At 66.6% G+C, this 26,720-nt stretch carries 20 protein-coding genes; 10 read left to right on the forward strand and 10 right to left on the reverse strand.

Features of this window, described 5'->3' with window-relative positions; translation table 11 throughout:
• Positions 1-10 precede the first annotated feature (10 nt).
• Genes araA through ACXYX3_RS04055 form a run of 8 tightly spaced genes read right to left on the reverse strand, consistent with a single transcriptional unit; the run spans position 11 to position 9,485 of the window.
• Positions 11-1,522, reverse strand: coding sequence for an L-arabinose isomerase (araA, locus tag ACXYX3_RS04020; protein WP_458610236.1), 1,512 nt, complete (start codon positions 1,520-1,522; stop codon positions 11-13).
• Positions 1,519-2,232, reverse strand: a complete 714-nt coding sequence (locus tag ACXYX3_RS04025) for an L-ribulose-5-phosphate 4-epimerase (protein ID WP_458610237.1) — start codon at positions 2,230-2,232, stop codon at positions 1,519-1,521. Before ACXYX3_RS04025 ends, araA begins: the two co-directional genes overlap by 4 nt.
• Positions 2,229-3,896 (reverse strand): ribulokinase, encoded by a 1,668-nt coding sequence (araB, locus tag ACXYX3_RS04030; protein ID WP_458610238.1) that lies wholly within the window; start codon positions 3,894-3,896, stop codon positions 2,229-2,231. Before araB ends, ACXYX3_RS04025 begins: the two co-directional genes overlap by 4 nt.
• Positions 3,893-4,921, reverse strand: coding sequence for a LacI family DNA-binding transcriptional regulator (locus ACXYX3_RS04035; RefSeq protein WP_458610239.1), 1,029 nt, complete (start codon positions 4,919-4,921; stop codon positions 3,893-3,895). The genes araB and ACXYX3_RS04035 overlap by 4 nt, the downstream gene beginning before the upstream one ends.
• Positions 4,918-5,913 (reverse strand): ABC transporter permease subunit, encoded by a 996-nt coding sequence (locus ACXYX3_RS04040; protein ID WP_458610240.1) that lies wholly within the window; start codon positions 5,911-5,913, stop codon positions 4,918-4,920. The genes ACXYX3_RS04035 and ACXYX3_RS04040 overlap by 4 nt, the downstream gene beginning before the upstream one ends.
• Positions 5,910-6,965, reverse strand: coding sequence for an ABC transporter permease (locus ACXYX3_RS04045; RefSeq protein WP_458610241.1), 1,056 nt, complete (start codon positions 6,963-6,965; stop codon positions 5,910-5,912). The genes ACXYX3_RS04040 and ACXYX3_RS04045 overlap by 4 nt, the downstream gene beginning before the upstream one ends.
• Positions 6,962-8,476 (reverse strand): sugar ABC transporter ATP-binding protein, encoded by a 1,515-nt coding sequence (locus tag ACXYX3_RS04050; RefSeq protein WP_458610242.1) that lies wholly within the window; start codon positions 8,474-8,476, stop codon positions 6,962-6,964. Before ACXYX3_RS04050 ends, ACXYX3_RS04045 begins: the two co-directional genes overlap by 4 nt.
• Before the next feature lie 19 nt (positions 8,477-8,495).
• The gene (locus tag ACXYX3_RS04055) at positions 8,496-9,485 is read right to left on the reverse strand and encodes an ABC transporter substrate-binding protein (protein ID WP_458610243.1); all 990 of its coding nucleotides are present in this window, start codon (positions 9,483-9,485) and stop codon (positions 8,496-8,498) included.
• A gap of 274 nt (positions 9,486-9,759) precedes the next feature.
• On the opposite strand from ACXYX3_RS04055, the gene chvE reads away from it, so the two are divergent.
• From chvE to ACXYX3_RS04080, 5 genes are all read left to right on the forward strand, one after another.
• Positions 9,760-10,866 carry a multiple monosaccharide ABC transporter substrate-binding protein gene (gene chvE / locus ACXYX3_RS04060; protein WP_458610244.1) on the forward strand — a complete coding sequence of 369 codons (1,107 nt, stop codon included), beginning with the start codon at positions 9,760-9,762 and terminating at the stop codon, positions 10,864-10,866.
• Complete coding sequence (gene mmsA / locus ACXYX3_RS04065; RefSeq protein WP_458610245.1) at positions 10,866-12,404, forward strand: multiple monosaccharide ABC transporter ATP-binding protein; 1,539 nt, start codon at positions 10,866-10,868, stop codon at positions 12,402-12,404. Before chvE ends, mmsA begins: the two co-directional genes overlap by 1 nt.
• Positions 12,405-13,637, forward strand: coding sequence for a multiple monosaccharide ABC transporter permease (mmsB, locus tag ACXYX3_RS04070; protein WP_458610246.1), 1,233 nt, complete (start codon positions 12,405-12,407; stop codon positions 13,635-13,637). It abuts the gene before it with no gap.
• Positions 13,638-13,827: 190 nt separating this feature from the next.
• A complete protein-coding gene (gene galT / locus ACXYX3_RS04075; RefSeq protein ID WP_458610247.1) occupies positions 13,828-14,907 on the forward strand; it encodes a galactose-1-phosphate uridylyltransferase in 1,080 nt (359 codons plus the stop codon).
• Complete coding sequence (locus ACXYX3_RS04080) at positions 14,904-15,962, forward strand: galactokinase (protein WP_458610248.1); 1,059 nt, start codon at positions 14,904-14,906, stop codon at positions 15,960-15,962. Before galT ends, ACXYX3_RS04080 begins: the two co-directional genes overlap by 4 nt.
• Here ACXYX3_RS04080 and ACXYX3_RS04085 read toward each other — a convergent pair.
• Positions 15,959-17,476 (reverse strand): MFS transporter, encoded by a 1,518-nt coding sequence (locus ACXYX3_RS04085; RefSeq protein WP_458610249.1) that lies wholly within the window; start codon positions 17,474-17,476, stop codon positions 15,959-15,961. The two genes, ACXYX3_RS04080 and ACXYX3_RS04085, sit on opposite strands and share 4 nt — an antisense overlap.
• 143 nt (positions 17,477-17,619) lie before the next feature.
• Here ACXYX3_RS04085 and ACXYX3_RS04090 point away from each other — a divergent pair, with 143 nt between their 5' ends.
• From ACXYX3_RS04090 to ACXYX3_RS04105, 4 genes are all read left to right on the forward strand, one after another.
• Entirely contained in the window at positions 17,620-18,438 is an 819-nt protein-coding gene (locus tag ACXYX3_RS04090) for an EspA/EspE family type VII secretion system effector (RefSeq protein ID WP_458610250.1), read from the forward strand.
• Positions 18,439-18,490: 52 nt separating this feature from the next.
• Complete coding sequence (locus ACXYX3_RS04095; protein WP_458610251.1) at positions 18,491-18,784, forward strand: type VII secretion target; 294 nt, start codon at positions 18,491-18,493, stop codon at positions 18,782-18,784.
• 30 nt (positions 18,785-18,814) lie between these two features.
• A complete protein-coding gene (locus ACXYX3_RS04100) occupies positions 18,815-19,324 on the forward strand; it encodes a hypothetical protein (protein ID WP_458610252.1) in 510 nt (169 codons plus the stop codon).
• 65 nt (positions 19,325-19,389) lie between these two features.
• Positions 19,390-20,724 (forward strand): hypothetical protein, encoded by a 1,335-nt coding sequence (locus ACXYX3_RS04105; protein ID WP_458610253.1) that lies wholly within the window; start codon positions 19,390-19,392, stop codon positions 20,722-20,724.
• A 230-nt stretch (positions 20,725-20,954) separates the two neighbouring features.
• Here ACXYX3_RS04105 and ACXYX3_RS04110 read toward each other — a convergent pair whose 3' ends face one another.
• Positions 20,955-23,240 (reverse strand): DUF262 domain-containing protein, encoded by a 2,286-nt coding sequence (locus tag ACXYX3_RS04110; RefSeq protein ID WP_458610254.1) that lies wholly within the window; start codon positions 23,238-23,240, stop codon positions 20,955-20,957.
• A gap of 588 nt (positions 23,241-23,828) precedes the next feature.
• On the opposite strand from ACXYX3_RS04110, the gene ACXYX3_RS04115 reads away from it, so the two are divergent.
• On the forward strand, positions 23,829-26,720 hold the full coding sequence (locus ACXYX3_RS04115; RefSeq protein WP_458610255.1) for a helicase-related protein: 2,892 nt from the start codon (positions 23,829-23,831) through the stop codon (positions 26,718-26,720).

Genomic DNA, 26,720 nt, shown 5'->3' on the forward strand with positions numbered 1-26,720 from the left:
CACCGCCGTGTCAGAGCCCGCCGGCGACATGGTGATACACCCCGTTCCACTTCAGCGTGTTCTGGAAGTCGCGGACGGTGGTGCCGGCGTCGATGACCAGCAGCTCGGTGCCGGTGATCTCCGCGAAGTCCTCGAACGTCTCGGTGTCCACCGCGGTGGTCAGCACGGTGTGGTGCGGTGCGCCGGCCATCAGCCACGCCTCTGCGGAGGTGGACCAATTGGGCAGCGGCTCCCACACCGCACACGCGACGGGTAGCTTCGGCAGCTCGGCGGAGGGTTCGACCACGCGAACCTCGTTGGCGACCAACCGGAACCGGTCACCCATGTCGCAGATGCCCAGGATCACGGCGTCGGCCGGTGCGGCGGTGAACCGCAGCCGCACCGGGTCGTCGCGGTCGCCGATCGAGAGCGGATGCACTTCCAGCGTCGGCACGCCGGCCGCGATGCTCGGGCACACCTCGAGCATGTGCGCGCCGAGAATGCGCTCCCGGCCGGGCGTCAGGTCGTAGGTGTAATCCTCCATGAACGAGGTGCCGCCGGGCAGCCCTTCGCCCATCACCTTGACGGTGCGCAGCATCGTCGCGGTCTTCCAGTCGCCCTCGCCGCCGAAGCCGTAGCCGTCGGCCATCAGCCGCTGCACCGCGAGCCCGGGCAGCTGGCGTAGGCCACCCAAATCCTCGAAGTTGGTGGTGAATGCGTGGAAGCCGCCGTGCTGCAGGAACTTCCGCAGACCCAGCTCGATCTGCGCGCCGACCCGCAGCGAGGTGTGCCGATCTCCGCCGGGCAGCAGCTCCGGCGCCACCCGGTAGGTGTGGGCGTACTCGCGGACCAGCTTGTCGACGTCGGCGTCACTGATGTTGTTGACGACCCGCACGAGGTCGTTGACCCCGTAGGTGTCCACCGACACCCCGAAGTGGGCCTCGGCCTCGACCTTGTCGCCCTCGGTGACGGCGACGCCGCGCATGTTGTCGCCGAACCGGGCGACTTTCAGCGTGGACAACTCGGCATGTCCCAGGGCCGCGCGCATCCAGCTGCCGATCCGGCGGCGGGTCCGCGGGTCGCTGACGTGTCCGGCGACGGTCTTTCGAGGGTGCGCCATCCGGGTCTGGATGTAGCCGAATTCGCGATCGCCGTGGGCGGCCTGGTTGAGGTTCATGAAGTCCATGTCGATGGACTCCCAGGGCAATTCGACGCCGAACTGGGTGTGCAGATGCAGCAGCGGCTTGGTGAGTGTCTTGAGCCCGCGGATCCACATCTTGGCGGGCGAGAACGTGTGCATCCAGGCGATCACGCCGATGCACTCCGGTGTGGCGTTCGCCTCGGCCAGCACGCGGGCGATGTGCTCGGTGTCGGTGACGACGGGGAGCCAGCGCACCTCGACGGGGATCTCGGCGCCGGCATCGAGCTGTTCGGCGATCTGCCGGGACTGATCGGCGACCTGGTCGAGGATGGCCTGCCCGTACATCGCCTGGCTGCCGGTCACCAGCCACACCTGGCTGGTGACGAGTCGGGACGCGATCATCGCAGGGTCTCCTCGGAGGTCTCCGGTGTGCGGCCGGGCTGGCCGTACACGTTTTGATAGCGCTCGAACAGCGCGGTGACGTCGTCGTCGTCGATCGTCGGCGGCACGCCGAGCTGGCGGGCGATGTGCACGGTGCGGGCGACGTCTTCGACCATCACGGCGGCCTTGACCGCGTCGCGGGCATCGCGGCCGATCGTGAACGGTCCGTGGTTGCGCATCAGTACCGCGCGAGATCGGCTGTGCTGCAGGGTCTCGACGATGCCGCGGCCGATCGAGTCGTCGCCGATCAGCGCGAACGGACCGACGGGGATGTCGCCGCCGAACTCGTCGGCGATCATCGTCAGCACGCACGGGATCGGTTCGCCGCGCGCGGCCCACGCGGTGGCGTAGGTGGAGTGCGTGTGCACGACGCCGCCGACGTGGGGCATGTGCCGGTACACGTAGGCGTGGGCGGCGGTGTCCGATGACGGGGAGAGCTCTCCGTCGACGAGGGTGCCGTACAGATCGCAGACCACCATGTCCTCGGCGGTCATCGAGTCGTAGTCCGCCCCGGACGGCTTGATGATCATCAGGTCGCGGCCAGGGACTCGGGCCGAGACGTTGCCCGCGGTCCAGATGACCAGTTCGTACTGGGTGAGGTGGCGGTGCAGCTCGCAGACCTGCCGGCGTAGATCTGCGATGGCGGCGTCGACGTCGGAGGTGATCGTCACGATAGAACTCCTACGGGTTCGGGGGTGCCGATGCGGCGAAGCCGCCGCATCATGCCGTTGCCGCGGCCGAACCACTCGTAGGCCGCGACGTATTCGCGGTAGAGCTGTTCGTAGGCAGCGACATTGGCGGGGATCGGGGTGTAGGCATCGCGGATGCGGCGGCCCATCTGCCGGGCGGCGGTGGGCACGTCGGGGAAGGCGCCGGCCGCGGCGGCGGCGTGAATGGCCGAGCCGAGCGCGGGCGCCTGCGGGGACGGCACCACCGACAGCGGCAGCCCGACGGCGTCGGCGTAGATCTGCATCAAGAGGCTGTTCTTCAGCAGACCGCCGGCGACGACGAGTTCGTTGACCGGGACACCGCTGCGCACGAACGTCTCCACGATCATCCGAGTGCCGAACGCGGTGGCCTCCAGCAGCGCCCGGTACATGTCGACGCACGTGGTCGCCAGCGTCTGCCCGACCATCACCCCCGACAGCTCGTGATCGACGAGCACGGAACGGTTTCCGCTGTGCCAGTCCAGCGCGATCAGGCCGTGCTCGCCGACCCGCTGGCGGCCGGCCAGCTCGGACAGGTATTCGTGCAGGGACAGCCCGCGGCGCCGGGCCTCGTTCTGGTAGGTCTCGGGCACGCAGTTTGCGACGAACCAGCCGAAGATGCCGCCGACCCCGGATTGGCCTGCTTCGTATCCCCAACTGCCGGAGCTGATTCCGTCGAGCACGACACCGCACATGCCGGGGACTTCGCGCAACACGTCGGAGTTCATCACGTGGCAGGTCGAGGTTCCCATGATCGCGACCAGCGATCCCGGGTCTAGCGCGTCGGCGGCAGCGACGGTGACGTGGGCGTCGACGTTGCCGACGGCGACCGGAATGCCCTGCGGCAGCCCGGTCCAGGCGGCGGCCTGCGCCGTCAGCGTGCCGGCGCTGTCGCCGAGTCGGCCGATGCGGTGGTCGAGCTTGTCGGTGACGAAGTCGGCGAACTCGGGGCGGACCGCGGCGAGGAAGTCCCGCGACGGGTACTGGCCGTCCTGCCGGATGCCCTTGTAGCCGGCGGTGCACGCGTTGCGGACGTAGGAGCCACACAGCTGCCAGACGATCCAGTCGGCGGCCTCGACGAAGTGGTCCATGGCGTCATACACCTGCGGGTCCTCGTCGAGGATTTCCAAGGCCTTCGCGAATTCCCACTCGCTGGAGATCAGCCCGCCGTAGCGCGGCAGCCAGGCCTCTTCCCGTTGTGCGGCAACGGTATTGATGCGGTCGGCCTGCGGCTGGGGGGAGTGGTGGCGCCACAGCTTGGCGTAGGCGTGCGGCCGGTCGGCGAACTCGGCGAGCTCACAAAGCGGAGTGCCGTCGCCACGCACGGGCACCATCGTGCAGGCGGTGAAGTCGGTGCCGATGCCGATGACGTCACCCGCGTCGATGCCGGCGGCGGCGACCGCCTCCGGAACCGCGGTGCGCAGCACGTCGACGTAGTCGCTGGGCACCTGCAGCGCCCACTGCGGGGGCAGCCGGTCGGTGCCGCCGGGCAGGGTGTCGGTCACCACCGCGTGCCGGTAGACATGCTCGGCGCTGGCCATCTCGTGGCCGTCGCTGACCCGCACCACCAGCGCACGTCCGGACAGGGTGCCGAAATCGACTCCTACCGTGTACTTCTCACTGCTCACGAAGACTCCTTCGGGGATGCGGTGCTGGCGCGGACGATCAGTTCGGTAGGGAGCAGGGGCACATTGGCGCTCGATCCCTCGAGGGTCGCCGTCACCAAATCCATGGCGCGGCGGCCGATCTCGTGGAAGTCCTGGCGGATGGTGGTCAGCGCTGGGATCAGGAAGCCCGCCTCGGGGATGTCGTCGAACCCGACGACGCTGACGTCGCCGGGGACCGACAGGCCGGCTTCGGCGAAGGCATGGAGGACGCCGATCGCCATCTGATCGTTGGCGACGAACACGGCGGTGAAGTCACGGCGGCGGGCGAGTTCCTGGCCGATCTCGTAGCCGCGTGCCGGGGTCCAGTCGCCTTCGAACGACCGACGCGGGGTGAGGCCGGCGTCGCGCATGGTCTGCTCGTAACCGGTCTGCCGGCCTTTGGCTTCCGTGAAATTCAGAGGCCCGGCGAGGTGTTCGATCGCGGTGTGGCCGAGGCCGATCAGGTGCGCGGTGGCCTGGCGGGCGCCGTCGATCTGGTCGACGCCGACGCTGAGTCCGCGCCCGGACAGGTCGCCCTCGACCACGACGAGGGGCAGGTCGGCGTGCGCGGAGTGCACGATCTCGAGCGCGTCCTCCTGGGCGGCGATCATCACGATGGCTTCGACGGACTGCCGGGTCAGGTGGTCGAGGGCGTCGCGCAGCGACTCGCGGGTGACGTCGGCCAGGGGCACCAGGCTGGTGAAGTAGCCGGCCGCGCGGGCGGCTTCCTGCACGGACCGCTGGATGCTCGACGGGCCGTAGAGGGCACTGTTGGTGCCGACGATGCCGATGATGCCCGAGCGGCGGGTCACCAGCGCGCGGGCTGCGGTGTTGGGCCGGTAGCCGAGTTCCTCGATGGCCCGCTCGACGCGCGCCTTGGTGGCGGGCCGGATGCTCGACGAGCCGTTGATCACCCGCGACACGGTCTGGTGGCTGACGCCGGCGAGACGCGCCACGTCGGCCATCACCGGCTTGCCGGCGATCGGGGGAGTGGGCTGGGTGCTCATCCGGGTTTCCTCACCACTAGTCGTTGAACCAGGACGAATATCAGCAGCAGCACCCCGGTCATGATGCGGGTCCAGTAGGAGTCGAGATTCGCTGCGGTGACGAAGGTGCCGATGGTGCCCAGGACCAGCACGCCGATCAGCGAGCCGAGCACGAATCCGACACCGCCGGAGAGCAACACGCCTCCGATCACGGCGGCCGCGATCGCGTCGAGTTCGAGCCCGATGCCGTTGAGGCTGTAGCCGGAGAGTTTCTGCATCGCGAGCAGCAGCCCGGCCAGCGCCGCGCAGAACCCGCTGATCGCGTAGACCCCGACGCGGGCACGAGACGCGTTCAGCCCCATCAGCTGTGCGGACTGCCGATTGCCGCCGACGGCGTAGACGGTCCGGCCGAAGCGGGTCTGGTGCAGCGTGTAGGCGGCGACCACGACGACGACGAGCGCGATGACGACCGTCCAGCGGATGAACTTGTCCTCGTAGAGGTAGACGTAGTTCAGCCCGACGGCGCGCATCACCGGGTCGTCGATCGGCAGGGTGTCGACGCTGATGACGTAGCAGAGGCCGCGCGCCAGGAACATCCCGGCGAGGGTGACGATGAACGGCTGCACGTCGAAGTACTCGATGACCAGACCCATGACGAGCCCGAGCGCCGGGCCCACGACCAGAACGGTGGCCAGCGCCAGCGGAGTGGGCCAGCCGGCCCGCAGCGTCGTCGCGACGATCACGGTGGACAGCGCCACCACCGATCCGACGCTCAGGTCGATGCCGCCGGTCAGCAGCACGAACGTCATGCCGACAGCGAGCACGATCAGATAGCTGTTGTCCACCAACAGGTTCAGGAACACCTGGGTGGGGCTGGCGAAGTCAAAACGGGTGACCACGGCGGTGAACATCACGACGAACAACGCGAGCGAGGCCAGCGGGGACAGATAGCGGCCGCGGGCGTAGCGGACGAGGCCGGTGAGTGCGCCGGGCCGGGTGGCGGTGACCGTCATCGCGTCACCACCGGCTCGGGCAGGAGAACCGCGGCCGGCGTCGCGGGGTGTGGTGTGCGCCTGCGGCGTCGCAGCAGCGCCCGGAACTTCGGGGCCTGCAGCAGGCACACCGCGATCACCACGAGCGCCTTGAACACGAGCGTGGTCTCCGGCGTGATGCCCGCGGTGTAGACCGTGGTGGTCAGTGTCTGGATGATCAACGCGCCCAAAATCGTTCCGGTCAGGCTGAACCGGCCGCCCAGCAGCGACGTGCCGCCGATGACGACGGCCAGGATCGCGTCCATCTCGATCCACAGCCCGGCGTTGTTGGCGTCGGCGGCCGAGATGTTCGAGGCGATCATCAACCCGGCGATGCCGGCGCACAACGCGCTGAACACGTACACCGCGAACACGATCGAGCGGTGCCGCACTCCGGCGAGCCTGCTGGCCTCGGGGTTGACGCCGACCGATTCGAGCAGCATGCCGAGCGCGGTGCGCCGGGTCAGCAGCCCGACGAGGGCGAACACCGCGAGGCTGACGAGGATCGCGACCGGCAGCCCGAGCGCGAACCCGGCGCCGAGGACTTTGAACGGCGCGCTGTCGGTGGTGACGATCTGGCCGTCGGTGATGAACAACGCGATGCCGCGTCCGGCGGTCATCAGCACCAACGTGGCGATGATCGGTTGCACCCCGAACACCGAGACCAGCGCGCCGTTCCACAGTCCCAGTGCCACAGCGACGCCGAGGGCGATACCCATCGCCGACAGCACGGTGCCGACGCTGCCGGGAGTGTCCGATGCGGCGATGTGCGCACAGGCCAGCGCGCCGCTGACAGCGACGACGGCGCCGACGGACAGGTCGATGCCGCGTGACGCGATCACCAGCGTCATCCCGAGCGCGACGAGCATGGTGGGGGCGCCGTTGCGCAGGATGTCGATGAGGCTGCCGAACAGGTGGCCGTCCTGCACGCGGATGCTCAGGAAGCTCGGGGTCAGGATGACGTTGACGACGAGCAGGGCGACGAGCGCCAGCGCGGGCCATAGCAAGGGCGAGGCGGTGAGCTTTTTGATCACGCGGCACCGTGCCCGGCGATGAGTGATGTCAGTTCGTTGACGGTGCAGTCGTTTCCGACCTGGGCGACGCAGCGGCCGTCGCGCAGCACCGCGATCCGGTCGCTGATCCGGGCGACCTCGTCGAGTTCGGCGGAGATGAAGACCACGCCCATGCCGTCGGCAGCGAGGTCGGCTATTAGCTTCTGGATCTGTGCCTTGGCGCCGACGTCGATCCCGCGGGTGGGTTCGTCGAGGATGAACAGCTGCGGTTCGGTGATGAGCCACCGGGCCAGCAGCACCTTCTGCTGGTTGCCGCCGCTGAGATTCTTGACGGGCAGCGAGGCGTTGCGGGGGCGGATGTCGAGCGCTTCCATGTAGCGGTCGACGAGGTCGTCCTTGGTGGCCCGGGAGAGCGGGCGGGCGAAGCCGCGGCGGGCCTGCAGGGCGAGGATGAGGTTGTCGCGGATGGACAGGTCGCCGATGATGCCCTCGCCCTTGCGGTCCTCGGAGGAGAACGCGATCCGATGCGCGATCGCGGCGCGGGGGGAGCGCACGGTGGCGGGCCTGCCGTCGATCGCGATCTGTCCGCTGGTCGCGCGGTCGGCGCCGAACAGCAGGCGCGCCAGCTCCGTTCGGCCCGAACCGAGCAGCCCGGCCAGCCCGACGACCTCACCGCGGTGGATGTCGAGGTCGACCGGCTGCAGCGCTGGTGCGCGGCCGAGCCCGCGGGCGCTGAGCACGACGTCGTCGCTGACCGGCGCGCCGGCGTTGTCGGCGATCTCGTCGAGTGCGGCCAGCTCGTGGCCGAGCATCGCCGAGATCAGGGCGAGCCGGTCCAGCGTCGCGGTTTCGTACTCACCGACCAGGCGGCCGTTGCGCAGCACGGTCATCCGGTCGGAGATCGCATAGACCTGGTCGAGGAAGTGCGACACGAACAGGATCGCGGTGCCGGCGTCGCGCAGGCGCCGCATCACGCGGAACAGTTCGGCCACCTCGTCGGCGTCCAGACTGGAGGTCGGTTCGTCGAGGATCAGCACCCGTGCCGAGACCGCCATCGCGCGGGCGATGGCCACCAGCTGTTGCAGCGCGATCGGGTGCGCGCCCAGCGTGGACCGCGGATCGATCGCCAGGTCGAGCTCGGCGAGCAGCTCGGCGGCCCGGCGGTTCATCGCCCGCGAGTCGATGCGGCCGAAGCGCCGCGGTTCGCGGCCCAGCAGGATGTTCTCTGCCACCGTCAGATTGGGGCAGAGGTTCACCTCCTGGTACACCGTGCTGATGCCGGCGTCCTGCGCCTGCCGCGGCGTGGTGAACCGCTGCGGGACGCCGTCGACGGTGATGGAGCCCGCGTCGATGTCGTAGACCCCGGTGAGGGCCTTGATCAGCGTCGACTTCCCGGCGCCGTTCTCGCCCATCAGCGCGTGGATCTCACCGGGCAGCAGGCGGAACTCCACCCCGTCGAGGGCCTTGACCCCGGGGAAGTCGATCGTGACGTCCCGCATGTGGACGACCGGGTCGACGGTCGGTGCTGTCATGACGGCGTGCACGCGTCGGTCAGTACTTGCGCTCGGGCAGGATGGCTTGGGCCTGCGCCTGATCGAACGTCTGATCCGGGGTCACGACACGCGGCGGAACCGGTTCACCCGCAACCACTTTCTTGGCCAGGTCCATCAGTTGCGGCCCGAGCAGCGGGTTGCACTCGACGATGAAGTTCATCTTGCCGTCGGCCAGTGCCTGCATGCCGTCGTGCGTGGCGTCGATCGCGACGATCTTGATGTCCTGACCAGGCTTCTTGCCCGCGGCCTCGATGGCCTCGATCGCGCCGAGGCCCATGTCGTCGTTCTGCGCGAACACCAGATCGATTTTGGGATTGGCCTTGAGGAAGGCCTCCATCACCTGCTTGCCGCCGGATCGGGTGAAATCGCCTGTTTGCGAGGCGATCACCTTCAGGTTCGGGTTGGTGGCGATGGCCTTGGAGAATCCGGTGCTCCGCTCCAGCGCGGGGTCCGATCCGGTGGTGCCTTCGAGCTGCACGATGTTCACGGGCCCGGTGGCGTTGGCGAATTCCTTGACCACCCAGTCGCCGGCCCACTGACCCTCCTGGACGAAGTCGGCGCCCAGGAACGTCTTGTAGACGTCCTTCTCCTGGGTGTCGACGGCGCGGTCGGTCAGGATCACCGGGATGTTGGCATTCTTGGCTTCCAGCAGGACGGCGTCCCAGCCGGTGCGGACCACCGGGCTGAACGCGATCACGTTGACGCGTTGCTGGATGAAGGACCGGATCGCCGAGATCTGGTTCTCCTGCTTGCCGTTGGCGTCCGAGAACTTCAGGTCGATGTCGGCGGCCTTGGCGGCGTCCTGGATCGAGGTCGTGTTGGCGGTGCGCCAGCCGCTCTCCGCGCCCACCTGGGAGAAGCCCATCGTGATCTGGCCGCCGGCGTCGCCACCGCCGCCGGGGGCGTTTCCGGGGGCGGGTCCACTACCGCAGGCCGCGACGACGCCCGCCGTTGCGACGGCGAGCATCGCAGAGAGGATTTTCTTCACGAGGACTCCTTAGGGGATGCCATCGGACCAGGTCACGTCCGTGTTCGGCGGGGATCGGCGACGTCGGTGACCATGTGACCGGCGTTACACTGCGGCGATGTTAACGCTCACATTCGGACGCTGTCAACGATTTGTTAGCGCTCACATTGATCCGGTGTGAACTCTTGACAGCAGCGTGAGCCGCGTCACAAGATGCTCGATGTTAGCGCTCACATCGTGTTGGCGGCCGACGTGTCGGGCCCGCGGTGAGTGGCAGGACCAACCGGAGGAATCCATGCGAAAGAGCCTTCTTCGAATCGCGGCCGCGCTGGCCGTGACGGCCTCGCTGGCGACTGCTGCGTGCGGCCGCTCGACCGGACCCGAGGCCAGCGGTGGCGGGGGCGGGGGTGACCGCGGCGGCACCATCGGCATCGCGATGCCGACCAAGTCCTCGGAGCGGTGGGTCGCCGACGGCGACAACATGGCCAAGCAGTTCCAGCAGCTGGGGTATGAGACCGACCTGCAGTACGGCGACGACGTGGTGCAGAACCAGGTCTCGCAGATCGAGAACATGATCACCAAGGGCGTCAAGGTGCTCGTCATCGCCCCGATCGACGGATCGTCGCTGATCGACATCCTGCAGCGCGCCGCCGACGCGAAGATCCCGGTGGTCAGCTACGACCGGCTGATCCGCGGCTCGGCCAACGTCGACTACTACGCGACGTTCGACAACTTCAAGGTCGGTGTGCTGCAAGCGCAGTACATCGTCGACAAGCTGGGTGTGGCGCAGGGCAAGGGGCCGTTCAACATCGAGCTGTTCGCCGGCTCGCCCGACGACAACAACGCGACGTTCTTCTTCAAGGGCGCGATGAGCGTGCTGCAGCCCTACCTCGACAGCGGCAAGCTGGTGGTGAAGAGCGGGCAGACCTCTTTCGACCAGGTGGCGACGCTGCGCTGGGACGGTGGCCTGGCGCAGTCCCGGATGGACAACCTGCTGAGCCGCTCGTACACCAGTGGCCGGGTGGACGCGGTGCTCTCGCCGTATGACGGCATGTCGCTCGGCATCATCTCGGCGCTCAAGAGCGCCGGCTACGGCATCCCGGCCAAACCGCTGCCGATCGTCACCGGTCAGGACGCCGAGCTCGCGTCGGTCAAGTCCATCATCGCCGGGGAGCAGACCCAGACCGTGTTCAAGGACACCCGCGAGCTCGCGAAAGCGGCAGTGCAGATGGCCGATTCACTGCTGACCGGCGGCAAGCCGGAGGTCAACGACACGACCACCTATGACAACGGCGTGAAGGTCGTCCCGTCGTACCTGCTGCAGCCGGTCAGTGTGGACAAATCCAACTACCAGAAGGTGCTGGTGGATTCGGGCTACTACACCTCCGCCCAGCTGGCCTGATGGGCGGCGAGGACACCGCTCTGCTCGAGATGCGGGGGATCACCAAGCGCTTCGGCGCGGTGACCGCGCTGTGCGACGTGAACCTCACGGTCCGGCAGGGGGAGATCCACGCGATCTGCGGGGAGAACGGCGCCGGCAAGTCGACCCTGATGAAGGTGCTCAGCGGGATCTACCCGCACGGCTCCTACGAGGGGGAGATCGTCTTCGACGGTGCACCGGGCGATTTCAAGGACATCCGGTCCAGCGAGCGGCGCGGCATCGGAATCATCCACCAGGAGCTCGCGCTGGTGCCGGTGCTCTCGATCGCGGAGAACATCTTCCTGGGCAACGAGCACGCGTCGGCGGGGGTGATCAGCTGGCACGAGACCACCACCCATGCTCAGCAGCTCCTCGACCGGGTCGGGCTGCGGGAGAGTCCGGGCACCCGGATCTCCGACATCGGGGTGGGCAAGCAGCAGCTCGTCGAGATCGCCAAGGCGCTGTCGAAGAAGGTGAAGCTGCTGATCCTCGACGAGCCGACCGCCGCGCTGAACGACGAGGACAGCCGCAACCTGCTCGACCTGATCCTGGATCTGCGGCGCCAGGGTCTGACGTGCATCATCATCTCGCACAAGCTCAACGAGGTGACGCGCGTCGCCGACCGCATCACGGTGCTGCGCGACGGCCGCACGATCGAAACGCTCGACGTGGGACCCGATCTCACCGAGGAGCACATCATCCGCGGCATGGTGGGCCGGCCGCTGGTCGACAGGTTCCCCGAGCGCAGCGCGCACGAGATCGGCGACGTCACGTTCGCGATCGAGGACTGGACGGTCTACCACCCGCTCGATCAGCAGCGCAAGGTCGTCGACGGGGTCTCGCTGAACGTCCGGCGCGGTGAAGTGGTGGGGCTGGCCGGGCTGATGGGCGCCGGGCGCACCGAGCTCGCGATGAGCGTGTTCGGCCGGAGCTATGGCAAGAAAGCCGGCGGTGCGGTGTTCAAGGACGGCAGGGAGATTCGGACCCGGACCGTGCCCGAGGCCATCAGCCACGGCATCGCCTATGCCACCGAGGACCGCAAGCACTTCGGCCTGAACCTGATGGACGACATCGCGCGCAGCATCACGCTGGCGTCGCTGCCGAAGGTGAGCCGACAGTCGGTGATCAACGAGCACGAGGAGACCACCGTCGCCGAGCGGTTCCGCAAGGACATGCGGATCAAGGCCCCGTCGGTCAAGGCGATCACCGGCAACCTGTCGGGCGGCAATCAGCAGAAGGTCGTGCTGAGCAAGTGGGTGTTCGCCGACCCCGACGTGCTGATCCTCGACGAACCCACCCGCGGCATCGATGTCGGCGCCAAGTACGAAATCTACACGATCATCAATTCGCTGGCGGCGCAGGGCAAAGCGGTGATCGTGATCTCCTCGGAGCTGCCGGAGCTCATCGGGCTGTGCGACCGCATCTACACACTCAACGAGGGCCGGCTCACCGGTGAGGTGGCCCGGGCCGACGCGTCGCAGGAGACGCTGATGCGCTACATGATGAAGGGACGAGGATAGATGACCACCACCCCGACGGTGTCGACGCCGCCCAGCGCCCCGGCGCCACCGCCCGCGGACTCGACGGTGTCGCGGCTGAAGGCGTTGCTGCAGGGCAACTTCCGGCAGTACGGCATGGTCGTCGCGCTCGCCCTGATCGTCATCCTGTTCCAGGTGTGGACGGACGGCATCCTGCTCAAGCCACTCAACGTCACCAACATCGTCCAGCAGAACGGCTACATCCTGATCCTCGCGATCGGGATGGTCATCGTGATCGTCTCCGGTCACATCGACCTGTCGGTGGGCTCGATCGCCGGGTTCATCGGGGCGATGTCGGCGGTACTGATGATCCGCAACGACATGCCGTGGCCCGTCGCGGTCGCGCTGTGTCTGTTGCTCGGTGCGCTGATCGGGGCGTGGCAGGGGTTTTGGATCGCGTACGTCGGCATCCCGTCGTTCATCGTGACGCTGGCGGGCATGCTGGTATTCCGCGGTGCGACACAGTACCTGTTGGAAGGGCAGTCGATAGCGCCGTTCCCGACCAGCTTCGGTGACGTCAGCAGTGGGTTCCTGCCCGAGCTCGGCGCGAATGCGGTCTACCACTGGCCCACGGTCATTCTCGGTGTGGTCGTGATGCTGGCGGCGGTGGGGCAGCAGGTACGTCAGCGACGGGCCCAGAGCCAGTACGGGTTCAGCGTGCTGCCGTTGGGCTGGTTCGTCGCGAAGTGCGCCGCGATCGTCGCGGCACTGGCGGCGTTCACGTTGCTGCTGGCGAGCTACCGCGGCGTTCCGGTGGTCGGGATCATCTTGGCCCTGGCGTTCGTGGTCTACGCGTTCATCATGCGCGGCACGGTCGTCGGCCGGCAGGTGTACGCCGTGGGCGGGAACGAGGCCGCGGCGCGGCTCTCGGGCGTCAAGACCAAGCGGGTGACGTTCCTGGTATTCGTCAACATGGGTCTGCTCTCGGCACTGGCCGGTCTGCTGTTCGCCGCGCGGCTGAATTCGGCGACACCGCAGGCGGGTATCGGTATGGAGCTGGAGGCGATCGCCGCGGCATTCATCGGCGGCGCATCGGCCAGCGGTGGTGTCGGCACGGTGTTCGGCGCGATCATCGGCGGTTTCGTGCTCGGTGTGCTCAACAACGGTATGTCGCTGATCGGTATCGGCAGCGACGTGCAGCAGGTGATCAAGGGCCTGGTGCTGCTGGCCGCGGTCGGCTTCGACATCTACAACAAGAAGAAGGGCGGAGCCTGACATGCCCGGCATCGCGGATCGCTACGAACACGACATCGTCACGTTCATGCGGAGCTGGGCTCCGTACGGCGGGCCCGCCCGCCGACGAGGTGCTCCCGGAGTTCGGTCTGACCCGGGAGCAACTCGTCGCGCGTTACCATCAGATTCTGGACGCTGAGGCTCTGCGCCGGGAAGAGGAGTTGCGTCAACCGTGGTTGAGAATCCGTCGCGCACGGACGCAGTGACGGCATGGACCCTCGCCGACGGACGCGATCTGCTGTTCTTCAGCCTTCCCGGTGACGAGCCGGCTCCGGTTCCTGACCTCCGCCCGCTACCCCCGCGGTCAGAGTCGCTGTCGGAGTTGCGATTCGATCAGACCACCGGGCAGTGGGTGATCGTCGCTCCCGCCCGCCAGGACCGCACCTACCTCCCGCCGCGCGGCCAGTGCCCGTTGTGCCCGGGGCCGACCGGCCTCACCAGTGAGATCCCGGCGCCGGACTACGACGTCGTGGTCTTCGAGAACCGGTTCGCTTCTCTCTCGGGGCCGGGCGGTGCGCTTGCTGCTTCCTCCGATTTTGTGGTGCCCGGCCACGGCCGCTGCGAGGTGATCTGCTTCTCCAGCGACCACGACAGCTCGTTCGCTTCTTTGGATGCCGCGCAGGCCCGCCTGGTCGTCGAGGCGTGGCGGCACCGCACCTTTGACCTGCTTGGGCGGCCGGGGATCGCGCAGGTGTTCTGCTTCGAGAACCGCGGCGAAGAGATCGGCGTGACGCTGACCCACCCGCATGGGCAGATCTACGGCTACCCGTTCCTGACACCGCGGACCGAGCAGATGCTGCTTCGCGCCTCTGCGTATCGAGAACGGCACGGCAGCAACCTGTTTGGCGATCTGGTGGCGCGGGAAGTCGAGGACGGTCGACGTATCGTTGGGCGGGATGCGGCGTTCACGGCGTTCGTGCCATTCGCGGCCCGGTGGCCGGTCGAGGTGCACATCTACCCGAACCGGTTCGTGCACTCGCTGCTGGATCTGTCGGCGGATGAACTGGACGCGTTCAGCGTTGTGTATCAAGACGTGTTGCGGCGGCTGGATCGAATGTACGACGCGCCGCTGCCGTACATGGCGGGGTTGCACCAGTACCCGGAGGGGGAGGGCTGCTTCCACGTCGAGATCATCTCGACCCGGCGCACCGCCGACAAGCTCAAGTTCCTGGCGTCGTCGGAGTCGGTGATGGATGCGTTCATCAACGACGTGGTGCCCGAGGCGCTGGCGGAGAGGCTGCGCGGCCTGTGAGCATTCGCTTCTCGGCGCCGGGCCGGATCAACCTGATCGGCGAACACACCGACTACAACGCGGGTTTCGCGTTGCCGATCGCGCTGCCAGGCCGCACCGTGGTGGAGTTCGCACCGGCGGACAGCGGCGAGCTGGTAATAAGCACGGACCTGTCGCCGGACGTGGTGCGCATACGGCTCGACACAGTGCCCGGGGACGTGACCGGGTGGGCCGCGTATGTCGCGGGTGTTGTGTGGTCGCTGCGGGAGGCGGGCTATCCGGTGCCGGGTGGGACGCTGGCGATCAGCAATGGCGTGCAGATCGGCTCGGGTTTGTCGTCGTCGGCGGCGCTGGAATGCGCTGTACTCGGGGCGCTGCTTCAAGGCGCCGCTGTCGACCGGGTGGAGCAGGCCCGGATTGCGCAGCGTGCCGAGAACGAGTACGTCGGTGCACCAACGGGTTTGCTCGATCAGCTGGCGATTCTGTTCGCCGTGCCGCGGTGCGCGCAGCTGATCGACTTCCGCGACGTGACCGTCACACCGGTCCCGTTCGATCCTGACGCGCACGGAGTGACGCTGCTGCTGATCGACTCGCAGGCGCGGCATCAGCATAAGGGCGGTGAGTACGCGGCGCGGCGGGCGTCGTGTGAGCGGGCGGCCGCGGCGTTGGGAGTGGCGTCTCTACGCGAGGCGGCGTCGGTGTCGTCGCTCTCTGGTGAGGATCAGCGCCGGGCTCGGCACATCGTCGCCGAGAACCAGCGGGTGCTGGACACGGTGGAGGCGTTGTCGGCGAACGGCTTCCGGCGGGTCGGGGAATTGTTCACGGCGTCGCACGAGTCGATGCGGGATGACTTCGAGATCACCACGCCGCACCTCGACCTGATCGCTTCGACCGCGGTGTCGGCGGGAGCGCTGGGGGCGCGGATGACCGGCGGCGGATTCGGCGGTTGCGTGATCGCGCTGGTGCCGTCGGGTTCGGTCGATGCGGTGAGCGGCGCGGTGCGGGAGGCGCTGCAGGCGGGCGGTTATCCGGCGCCGACGATCGAGCCGACGGTGGCGGGCGCGGGGCCCGGTTAGCGGTTCGGCTTGATCAGCCAGAGCGCCAGGATGATCGCGATGATCGGCCCGGCGGCCATGATGAGGCTCAGCGTGTGAATGGCGTCGATCGCATTGGAGGGCGCCTGATCGACGATCAGCCGGGCCTGGTCAGGGTTGACCAGCGTCGCGCCGCTGCGGCCGCCGTGTGAGGTGATCAACGCTTCGCGGGTCTCGGCGCGGGTGACGCCGTCTTTCGTCAGGTCGTGGGCGCTGTCGGTGAGGAAGAGGTTGATGCCGACGAGAGCGAATAGTGCTGGGCCGAGGGAGTATCCGCCTTCGTTGACCGCGCTCTTGACGGCGGAGACGGCGCCGCCGAGGTCGGCCGGGGCACTGTTCATCATGATCATGGCCTGCGGGGTGGTGACCAGTGCGCCGCCGACGACCATCAACGCGGCGGTGATGAACACCGTCACGCGAGAGGTGCCGAGGGTGTAGCTGTGCAGCACCACCAGACCGCCGAGCATGAGGACCAGACCGGTGACCATCACGGTGCGGGCGCCGAACTTGTTCGCGACGGGGCCGGCAGACAGCGCGGCGAGCGCGGCCATGGCGGTGGCGGGCATCAGGAGGTAGCCGAACAGCTCGTGGGATTCCTTGCGAATCGTGACGAGGTAGAAGGCCAGCAGGATCATCGAGCCGCCCAGCACGATGTTGAACACCACGCCGGCGGCGACGGCGGCATTGAAGCGGCTGGAGCGGAAGACGCGCATGTCGAGGGCAGGATGGTCGGTGCTGCGCTCGCGGACGACGAAGGCGACACCGGCGGCCAGGCCGCCCGCGATGCAGGTGAGGCCGATGGCGTCGATGCCGGTCTCGATTCGGGACATGCCGTAGATGAACGCGAGCAGCGCGACGGCGAAGAGCGCCATGCCGGGGATGTCGAGGCGGCGGCTGCTGCGCACTGTCTCGGGGACGAAGCGCCAGGTGATGAGCAGCCCGATCGCGGCGATGGCGGGGACGAGGAAAAAGGTTGCGCGCCAACCGATGGCGTGGGCGAGGGTGCCGCCGAGCGCGGGCATGGGGGTGGAGACGGCGTAGCCGACGCCGAAGTAGGCGGCGATGGCGGCGGCGCGGCGTTCGGGGTAGAAGACGGCGTTGGTGAGGGCGAGGGAGAGGCCGATGAGGAAGGCCAGGGCGATGCCGACGCCGGCGCGGGCGATGATGAGGACGGCGGCGACGGGGGCGGCGGCGGCCAGCAGGCTGAAGGCGGCGGCGCCGGTGAGGCCGACCAGGTAGAGGCGGCGCATGCCGTAGAGGTCGCCGAGGGCGCCGGCGGAGAGGACCGCGGCGGCCATGGTCAGGGTGGCGAGGCTGGCGATGAAGGTGGCGGTGCTGCCGGTGATGCCGAGCCCGGCGGAGACGACCTGCAGGTTGGCCGACAAGGTGGTGGGGTCGCCGATGGAGACGGCATAGCCGAGGCCCATCGCGAGCACGGTCATCACGGCGGCGATGCCGGAGACGTGGCGCTGCTCGGTGGCTGTTTCGGGTTGCACGGGGTGATGGTAGGGCCTGAGAGTGCTTCTAGCTGGCTCAATGCACCGTTTCGGTAGCTCTCGTCGACCTCTGATTCGCCGAAAATTGCCGAGATGTGGGGTGCTGATCTTGTCTTAAGGTGGACGACAAGGAGGTGTCCGGCGTGAGCTTGTTGGGTGATGCGCTCGACTTGCTGCGCCGCTACGGCGACGTCATCGGTGTCGACTGGGATGACAAGCCCGGGATCCTGGATCGCGCCACGAACACCGTCACCGCCGTGGCCGGATCACCGATCCTCGCTGCCGCTCAGGTCACGATCCACGGCCTCAAGGCCACCACGGGCTCGGGTGAGCCGCAGGCGGGTGAGGCGTTCACGAAGTCGGCGGATCTTTACGAGGAGGCCGGCGACCTGCTCATCGATGCCACGCCGACGGAAGACCTGTGGGATGGCACGGCGGCGGACACGTACCGAGGCACCAACAACATTCATCGTCACCTCACCTTCGAGGTCGTCGAAGCGGAACGCGAGGTGCGGGCCGCGCTGCGCAGGTTGGCAGCTCAAGTGACGGAGACCCGCACGGATCTGCAGGATGCGATCGACTTCCTCTCCGATTACGACACGTCGACGGCATGGATGAATGCGATTCCCGGCGGCGCGCAGGTCAAGGCCGCCGGTGATCTCGCTGTTGCCGCGACACAGATCGGGTTGGCCGAAGCGTCGATCGCGAAGTTGGTCGCCGAATCAGCGTCGGTGGCGCTTGCCCTGCGCACTCCGCGAGGTCGGTATCAGTCCGCTGCCGACGAGAAAGACCTCGACCCTGACGGCAGCTTCCCGTGCGGGGAGCCCCTGGGCAACGAGCGGACCGAAGGGACACTGCCGTCCCGCACGAATCCGACGGTGCCCTACACACCGCCGGAGCCTGAAGGGCCGCCGGTGGTCTATCCGCCCGCAAGGCCGTACGAGTCTGTACCCCCGCGTTGATTCCTGTGATCGAGGAGGAATGTGCATGACAGGCCAACAAGACAACCTTCGAGTGCTCACCGAGCACGTCGACGAACTCGCGGCCAAGCAGGCCTCAGCCGCGGGCCGATTGAAGATCGCGGGTGAGACGGTGAACGATCTCGCGTCGAGTGTGTGGGCCACCCACGGCGTCGTCTGCGCAGCCAGCAATATGGCGATCGACGCGATCGAAGCCGCCCGGGACGCCGCGGACGCGAAGCTCTGGCGCATGTCACACGACCTCTCCGAGCGGCTGACCGCGGCGTCCGCGAATTACAAGAATGCGGATTGGCTCGCGCGCAGGGACATTGACTCGTGCAGTTTGTGACGCCGGCCTGTCGCGACGGAGGCAGCGTGTATGCCATCTGACGCGAGGTGGAATGACGAGGACATGCCCGCGGCCGCCAGCGAAGAGGGCTTCGCTCCCGCCGGACTGGAGGCTCTCGACCCATACGCGCCGATCGCGCCGAACGATTCGGAAGACAGTTGGATCTCCTGGCAGTCGGCAATCCCCGTCGACCACACCGATGGGCCTCCTACGGTCCTCTTCACCGTCACCAGTCCGACAGGAGCTCTCTCGGCCACCGCAACTCTCGGAGGACGACTGCAGCGCGTCGACGTATTCAACCTCTCCGGCTTTGATGAAGCCCGACTAGGGGAAGAGATCCAAGAACTGGCCACGCTGGCGAAGGAGAAAGCGCGCGCGGCCCAACGTGAAGTGATTGTCGAACTGATGCGCAACCTCGGTCACGATCGCGTCGGTACTGGTGCTTTCCTGCAGCACGTTCTCGGGTGGCCGTCTTCGGAAGCGGCCAATACCCAGCTGGCTGAAGCGTGGGCTGCTCGCCGGGGGATCGGGGACAGTTGAGACCGGCATTGCCCCTTCGTATGAGCAGGCGTCGAGGATTTCTCGTCATTGGTGTAGCAATTTTGGTGATCGTGGTGGTCGCAGCAGTTCTCTTCGTCACCCGGTGGCTACCGGACCTCAGATTGAGTGCCGCGAGAGCATCGTGGGAACCGCCACCGCAGGCGATGCTGTCGTCGTCGATGCGTGAGCAACCGGTCCCAGGATGGCGCGCGGCCGTCAGCGATCTGGGGTTGCCAACCACCGGCGACAGCCGCATCGCGGTCAGCAATGATGCCCGCGGACCGCGGCCGTTCATCGGCAGCATGGACTCCCGCGCCTACTTTTTGGCGAGTAGCGGGGCACCGGATGCGCCGCAGTGGTGGCTGGCTGGGATTGACGTCCAGGACGGTCGGCGACTGTTCGATGCCGTGCCGTTGAGTTCGGCGGCGCGGTATCCGCAGTGTTTTCTTCACGGGCCGAACGACATTCTGTGTCTGGACGGATTGCCGTCGGTGACTGCGCGCGTGATTGACGGCCGGTCCGGTGCGGTGAAGTACGTCGGCCCGTCGGATCTGCGATTGGGATCCGGCAAGCTGGCTGTCAAGCAGGTCGGCATGTACGCGGTGGCGACGACGCAGGATCAGGGTGTGTTCGGCATCGGTCCGCGGGCCGAGACGACGTGGTTCGTCCCCGGGGACGGATTGCTCGAGATGGAGCCGGTCGAGCGTCCGGCCGCACGATCGCAAACCCTTACGGCGCAGAGAGACGCGAACCCCAGGAAGTTCTCACAGACCGTCTTCTCTGTGGCCGATGGTCGCGTCGTCGAACCCGAACTCGACAAGGGTGCGTCCCTTGTTGAAACATATTTCTACACAGGAGGATTCGCCAGCCAGACTTCTGATGCTGACGGAGTGCCCGGCGGCATCTATTTCTTCGATGAGAGCGGTAGGCGTGTCGGTGAGAGCACCGAGACAATACTTCGGGAGGAACCGGCCGATCTGCCGGTCACCACAACAGGACCGGACGAGCTGAACGCCGTGTACTCCGCCCAGGGAAAGAAACTGATCGAAGTTCCCCCCGGCGTGATGCAGCTCGTCGGAACGACGCTGATGGTCAATCTGGCCAAGAGCCAAACGTTTCCGCAGTGGCAGCAGTACGACCTCAAAGACGGTGACAAGGGTCCGGTCTGCGACTACCCCATGCAGAACTTTCTCGGCACTGATGGTTCGACACTGGTGTTCGCAGTCACCAATCCCGATGCCGGCATACTCGCGAAGGCGTACGACCTCCATTCGTGCGAGCGATTGTGGTCGATTCCGGAGCAGGCGGGGGCGGTGGACCGGATCTGGCAGGTAGATGGTCAGCTTGTGAAACTGGGTTCCAAAGCAACGGAGCTCAGTTCGCTTGTGGCGCCGAGCTAATCATGCGAGGAAGGCCAGGGCGATCCCGACGCCCGACGCCGGCGCGGGCGATGATGAGGACGGCGGCCATGAGTGCGGTTGCGGCGATTGCAGCTTAAGCGAGCCTGCGTCAATGATTGATGAGATAAGGATCGTACAAGGTCGGCTCGAGGGCCCTGGGCGGTTTGTAGGGTTCTCTAAGCATTCGACGCTTCGGCCATCATGCCGCTGCGAGACAAGGAGGCGAGCTGTCAGTCCTCCATATCGGGGAACAGACGGCCCTTTCCAGTGTACGAACGCCTGGAAGCACCTTCGCCCTTGGCCCCGTCGTAGAGCCGCTTCACGGCGTCGGTCCGTCTTGCATCTCCGTAGAGTCGGGCGGCGATCCGCTCCCAGCGGAGGTTTCGATCATCGCGGAGCGTCACCGCATCCTGCGAGGTTGGCATCCGTTCCAGCACCTCCCCGGAGAGAACGGCCTCTTCCTCGAGCACATCCAGCCACAGATTGCGACCGCCGCCGAGGCGGTCCGATATCTCGCTCGTACCCATGCCGCTACGCAATAGTTCGCGAATGGCCTCCCGCCCTGGGTGCAATGGTGGTGCATCCGACCGCGACGTCTCGCCCTCAGCGGAATGCGATGGAGGGGGCGGCGGCGCACTTGCTGACTCGACCTGGGGGGGTGACCTGTTTAGAGGCGGATCGGACAGCTTTGATTCCTCGGGGCCTTGCCAAATACTGGTGATCAGGTCGGCGAAGTACGCCCCCCGCTCGTCAACGTCGGCTTCACTAAATGTCTCCGGATACTGCGCCACCAACGTCGAGTTCAACTTCAGCAGGCTGTGCTCAACAAGGCCTCGTCGCTTGTCCTTTGCCTGGTGCGGGGCGTGCCACGGGCCGTTGGACAGACTCGAATTGAGCGGGCCGGTGGTCAGCGTCAAGTTGCCAAGTCTATGAAGATGACTGGACCTCCAAGACTGAGGATCATCCTGAGTCTCGTCGAGCGGCCAATGCGGTTCGGACTTCTGAGGCATGAGGTGTTCAAGGGTCAGACTGCTCGTCGTAGCGAGTCCCTGCTCGGTCTTGTTGTCCATTGCGCGAAGGTGATCTTCGATGCGGCGTAGCACCATCACCAGTCGGTCTTGCCGACGTTGCCCGTACATGTCTCGCGTCTGGATCGTCGCACGGACCTCTTCGTCGCGCGGCCACCGATTGGCTGGAGCTGTCTCAGCCGCGAGCCGTGCCGCGAGCACTTCGTCGGCATGCGCGAGGTCCGCCTTGACGTCGCTGATCAGTGCGGCGAAGAGACGGTTGTAGTTCTTCGTAGTACCGCCGCAGATCATCCGACGGACGAGAAAGCTCTCAAGGATGCGGAACGCGTTTGCGCGGCGCTCGATGCTGACATCTTCGGAGCGAAGCAGCGTAAGGACGATTGGCATCAATGTGGTGGTGTCGAGGAGTTCGAGTAAGTCGTAGAACCGCCTATCGGCGGTCCCAGGTTGAGCATCTTGAAAGCTGCGCAACGCGGCGGCGTCCCGGGTAAGCCTCGGAATGAGATCGGTCATCGGCGGGCAGGCCTGCCTCTGAAGGATTCTGGTGCGGAACACCTCAAAAAGCTCCGTCGCTGGGACGGCCTCAGCGAGCTCACTGACCAGCCAGTACTGCAGAAAGAGATCGCCGTTCTTGTTGAACAACCGACCTGATCGTCTGTCCTCACGCCAGTAGTCCCGGTCGAGCTCAGGCGCCCAATAATGCGCATACAGCTTGTCGGTGTCCGCGCTTTCGCGTTCGGCTCTCAAGAAAACTGCGTTCTTGAGCAAGTCGAGAGCAATCAATGGCGTGCCGCGTCCATTGAGCGTTTCGAAGATGACCTGGGGGTTATCGCCATCGTCGAGACGGATCGACACCAGTTTCAGCAAGTGTCCGAGTGTCACTCTGAGGGCTTCGAAATGTTCGGTGGGGGGCGATTTGGTTGATGACGCCGGATCGTCGTCTGTGGCCCAAGCCTTGATCTGGGTGCTGAAGAAGGAGTAGGCACCTTGAATCTCCTCCTTCGAAGCAACGTCAGGCTCCGACGATGGCCCGTCGGTGCGGATCGTGGCTCGAAACGCCTCGCGATTGGCGTTGGTCGGCCATACCTTGAACCGCTCATCTCCCGCAGCAAGAAGCTCGTCGTTTAAGGTCAGACGACGAAGCAGATCACCTTGCGCTGTACATCCCAATTCGTGCGCGGCACGAGCCGCAGCAGCGACTAGAAGCTGAAGCGTGGTGAGTCTTTGCTGGCCGTCGATAACGAGATACCGCTGCGGCGACCCAGGAGGGTTCTCCTCTTGCTCAATGACGATCGCGCCGAGAAAATGCGCCGGCGATTTGGACGACGGTCCCTCGTTCAGCACGTGGTCGGCGACGGTCGCGATGTCCTGCCACAAAGGGCTCCACTGCCGTTGCTCGCTCCAGACGTATGGGCGCTGATAAAGCGGGATGATGTAGCGAACGTCGGGCTGGAAGAGTTGCGTCAGTGTCCGTGTCTCCGCCTGCACCTCTCCCAGCCTACGGACAGTGGTAGCTCAGCTTCCATATGAGTCGGGTTCCAACGGTTGCTGAGGTGGAAGCCGGTGGGAAATGCGGACATGGTCGCGGAACCCCCGCTACCGTGGGGCTGTGTGGGGGAGACAACGCGCCTGGAAGCTCATCAGTTGTCACCGGCCCAAAGGTCGGGAATTCGCCGAACCGTACAGAATGCGGTCGACACGCATGGCATCGAGTGGGCGGTGCGCAACACCTGCGTCGAACTAGCAGCGAAGTATGGGATCTCCTTCGACACAATTGACTACCTCCTTCACGACGAACTGCCAGACGCGCTACCTGAGGAGTTGCTGACCTCCGGGCAACGGAACCGTATCCGGCGCGACTACCACGCGGCGAGCGTCGTCTCAGATCCCCACGCGAGGAGCCGCGCCGTCGCCGAGATGTTCAGCAAATCCGCCGAGTTCTTCGGTGTCTCTGAGGACACCATTCGGGCTGTCGTTGGAGCCGAGAAAGAGCAAGTCGGTTCCGGAGAGGCTGACCACGAACCACCGCCCAAGCAGCCAACGAGACCAACACCCCCACCCCGTCCCGGAGACCAAGTGACCATCACAGAGCCACCCATCACGAAGCCAGTGACGGGCAGCCCGACCTTCACTGCCGCACCCGGCTCCGTAGTGCTGGTGCGCGACGCAGAATGGCTGGTCAATAAGGTCGAGCAGGCCACCGACGGCTTCTTCGTCAATGTCATCGGGTTGTCAGAGCTAGTGCGCGACACCGAGGCCACCTTCTCCACCGGCATCGACGAGGTCGTCACCGTCGACCCGGCGAACGTGCGGGTGGTCGCAGACAGGTCGTCGAACTTCCGCCGGTCCAGGTTGTGGCTGGAGGCGACGCTGCGCAAGACGCCGGTCGCGGCGACCGATCCGGCCCTGTCGGTGGCGCGCGGTGGGCTAAGTGACCCGCTGGAATACCAATTCAAAGCGGTGCGCAAGGCGCTCGACCCCGACAAGCTGCGCCCACGGGTGCTGCTGGCCGACGCAGTGGGCCTCGGTAAGACCATCGAAATCGGCATGATCCTCGCCGAGCTGGTGCGCCGTGGCCGCGGCGAGCGCATCCTGATCGTCACGCCCAAGCATGTGCTCGAGCAAATGCAGATGGAGTTGTGGACCCGGTTCGCGTTGCCGTTCGTGCGGCTGGACTCCACCGGAATTCAGCGCATCCGGCAGGTCCTGCCCGGCAACCGCAACCCGTTCACCTACTACAAGCGAGTGATCATCTCGATTGACACGCTCAAGAGCGACCGCTACGTCGCTCACCTGCGTAAGCAGTGGTGGGACGCGGTCGTCATCGATGAGTCCCACAACGTCACCAACACCGCGGCGCTGAACAACCGGCTGGCCCGACTGCTGGCCGAACGCACCGACGCGCTGGTCCTGGCGTCGGCCACCCCCCACAATGGCAAGGCGGAGTCGTTCGCGGAGTTGGTGCGGATGCTCGATCCCAGCGCCGTGGACCCGGCGGGTGAGCTGGACCTCGACCAGGTCGCCAAGCTGGTGATCCGTCGCCACCGCCACCACCCCGATGTCGCCGCCGAGGTGGGTTCGGACTGGGCGGAGCGGGAACCACCGCGCAACATCACCGTGGCTGCTTCTGCCGCCGAGGACGCCGTCGCTCGCGAGCTGGAAGACGTGTGGCTGTGGCCTGGGCCGGGTGGCTCGCCGTACTCGGGCAGCACCGCGGCGCTGTTCCCGTGGGTGCTGGCCAAGGCGTTCCTGTCCTCGCCGGCTGCACTCGCCGAGTCGATCCGCGAACGGATGCGTCGGCTTGACGACGACGAACCGAAGGCAGCGACGGAGCGTCAGGCCCTACAGCGTCTCGCCGAGTTGAATGACAAAGTCCTCACGGCCGGGTCGGCCAAGTACGACGCACTCCTGAAATACCTCAGCGACATCGGCGTGGCCCGGACCAGCGACCGCCGCGTGGTGGTGTTCGCCGAACGGGTCGCCACCCTGCACTGGCTGGCCAAGGCCCTGCTGCGTGACCTCAAGCTAGCCGCCGATCAGGTGGCGGTCTTGCACGGCGGGCTCAGCGATGAAGATCAGCAAGACATCGTGGAGTCGTTCAAGCTGGAGTCCTCCCCGATCCGGGTGCTGGTCACCGGCGACGTCGCCTCCGAGGGCGTCAACCTGCACACCCAATGTCACCACCTGGTGCACTACGACATCCCGTGGAGTCTGATCCGCATCGAGCAGCGCAACGGCCGCATCGACCGGTACGGCCAGCGGCACCGGCCGGTGATCACCGCCCTGTTGCTCACCCCGTCCACAGACCGGTTCAGTGGCGACATCCGGGTGTTGACGCGGCTGGTGGAACGCGAACACGAGGCCCACACCGCCCTGGGCGACGCGGCCTCGTTGATCGGCACCTACGACGTCAAGGCGGAGGAGGAGGCGGTGCGCAAGGTGCTCGAGGGCAGCGCCGAACTCGACTCCGTGGTGCGCAGCGTCGATGAGATCGGCACAGCGGGCGGGCTCGACGCCTTCTTCGCCGGGCTGTCCACCGGTGCCATCGGTCAACCGACCGCCGAACCCACGACTCCGACCGCGGCCGGCCGCAACGGCGTCTACGACACCGACTTCGCGTTCCTCGCCGACGCGGTCGAGGAGTTCATCACCACCCCACAGCAGGCTCCACCCAACGGCATCAAATGGCAAGTGCACAAACTGCATTCGATCGCCTCGCTGGTGCCGCCACCCGACCTGCGCCAGCGGCTGCAGGTGTTGCCCCAGTCCTATCTGCGGGACCGCAAAGTCATCGAATCCTTTAAGCTCGCGCTGACCCCGGCGCGGGGCCGCGACGAACTGGTCCAGGCCCGCTCGGGAACCTCACAGTCCACCTGGCCCGAGGCGCACTTCCTCGCACCACTGCACCCGGTGATCGAGTGGGCCGCCGACCGGGCACTGGCCGAACTGAGCCGCGACGAGATCTTCGCCGTACGCGGCGACGTCGCCTCCCCGACGGTGCTGGTGCTCGTCACCCAATCTAACTTGCGCGGACAGGTGGTGGCGGCCACCTACTACACCGTCGAGTTCCCCGACCCGAACCAACCGGCGGTCGGGTTCGCCACCCCGCACGCGAGCGTCCACGACGCCATCGACACGCTGAGTCTGAGCGCAATCAACTCCGGCGACCTCACCGACGTCGCTAGCCTGCAACCCCTGGTGGCCACCGCGGTCAGGGCTGCCGACTCCGCGGCCGAGCAGCACGCCGAGGCCATCCGCGCCGACACCGCCCAGCGCATCCAGGACTGGCTACACCGCACCCAACAGTGGAAACAACAAGCGCAGAGCATGACTCAGCACGTGGGGCTGCGCCAACGCACCCAGCGTATCGACGACGAGCAGGCGCTGGCCCAGGACATGAACCCCGACCGTCGGCTGGTACGGCCGCTAATCGTGGTCGTGCCCACCGACTTCACCGGCGGAAATTAA

It is taken from the genome of Mycobacterium sp. Panama NTM2, assembly GCF_054355555.1.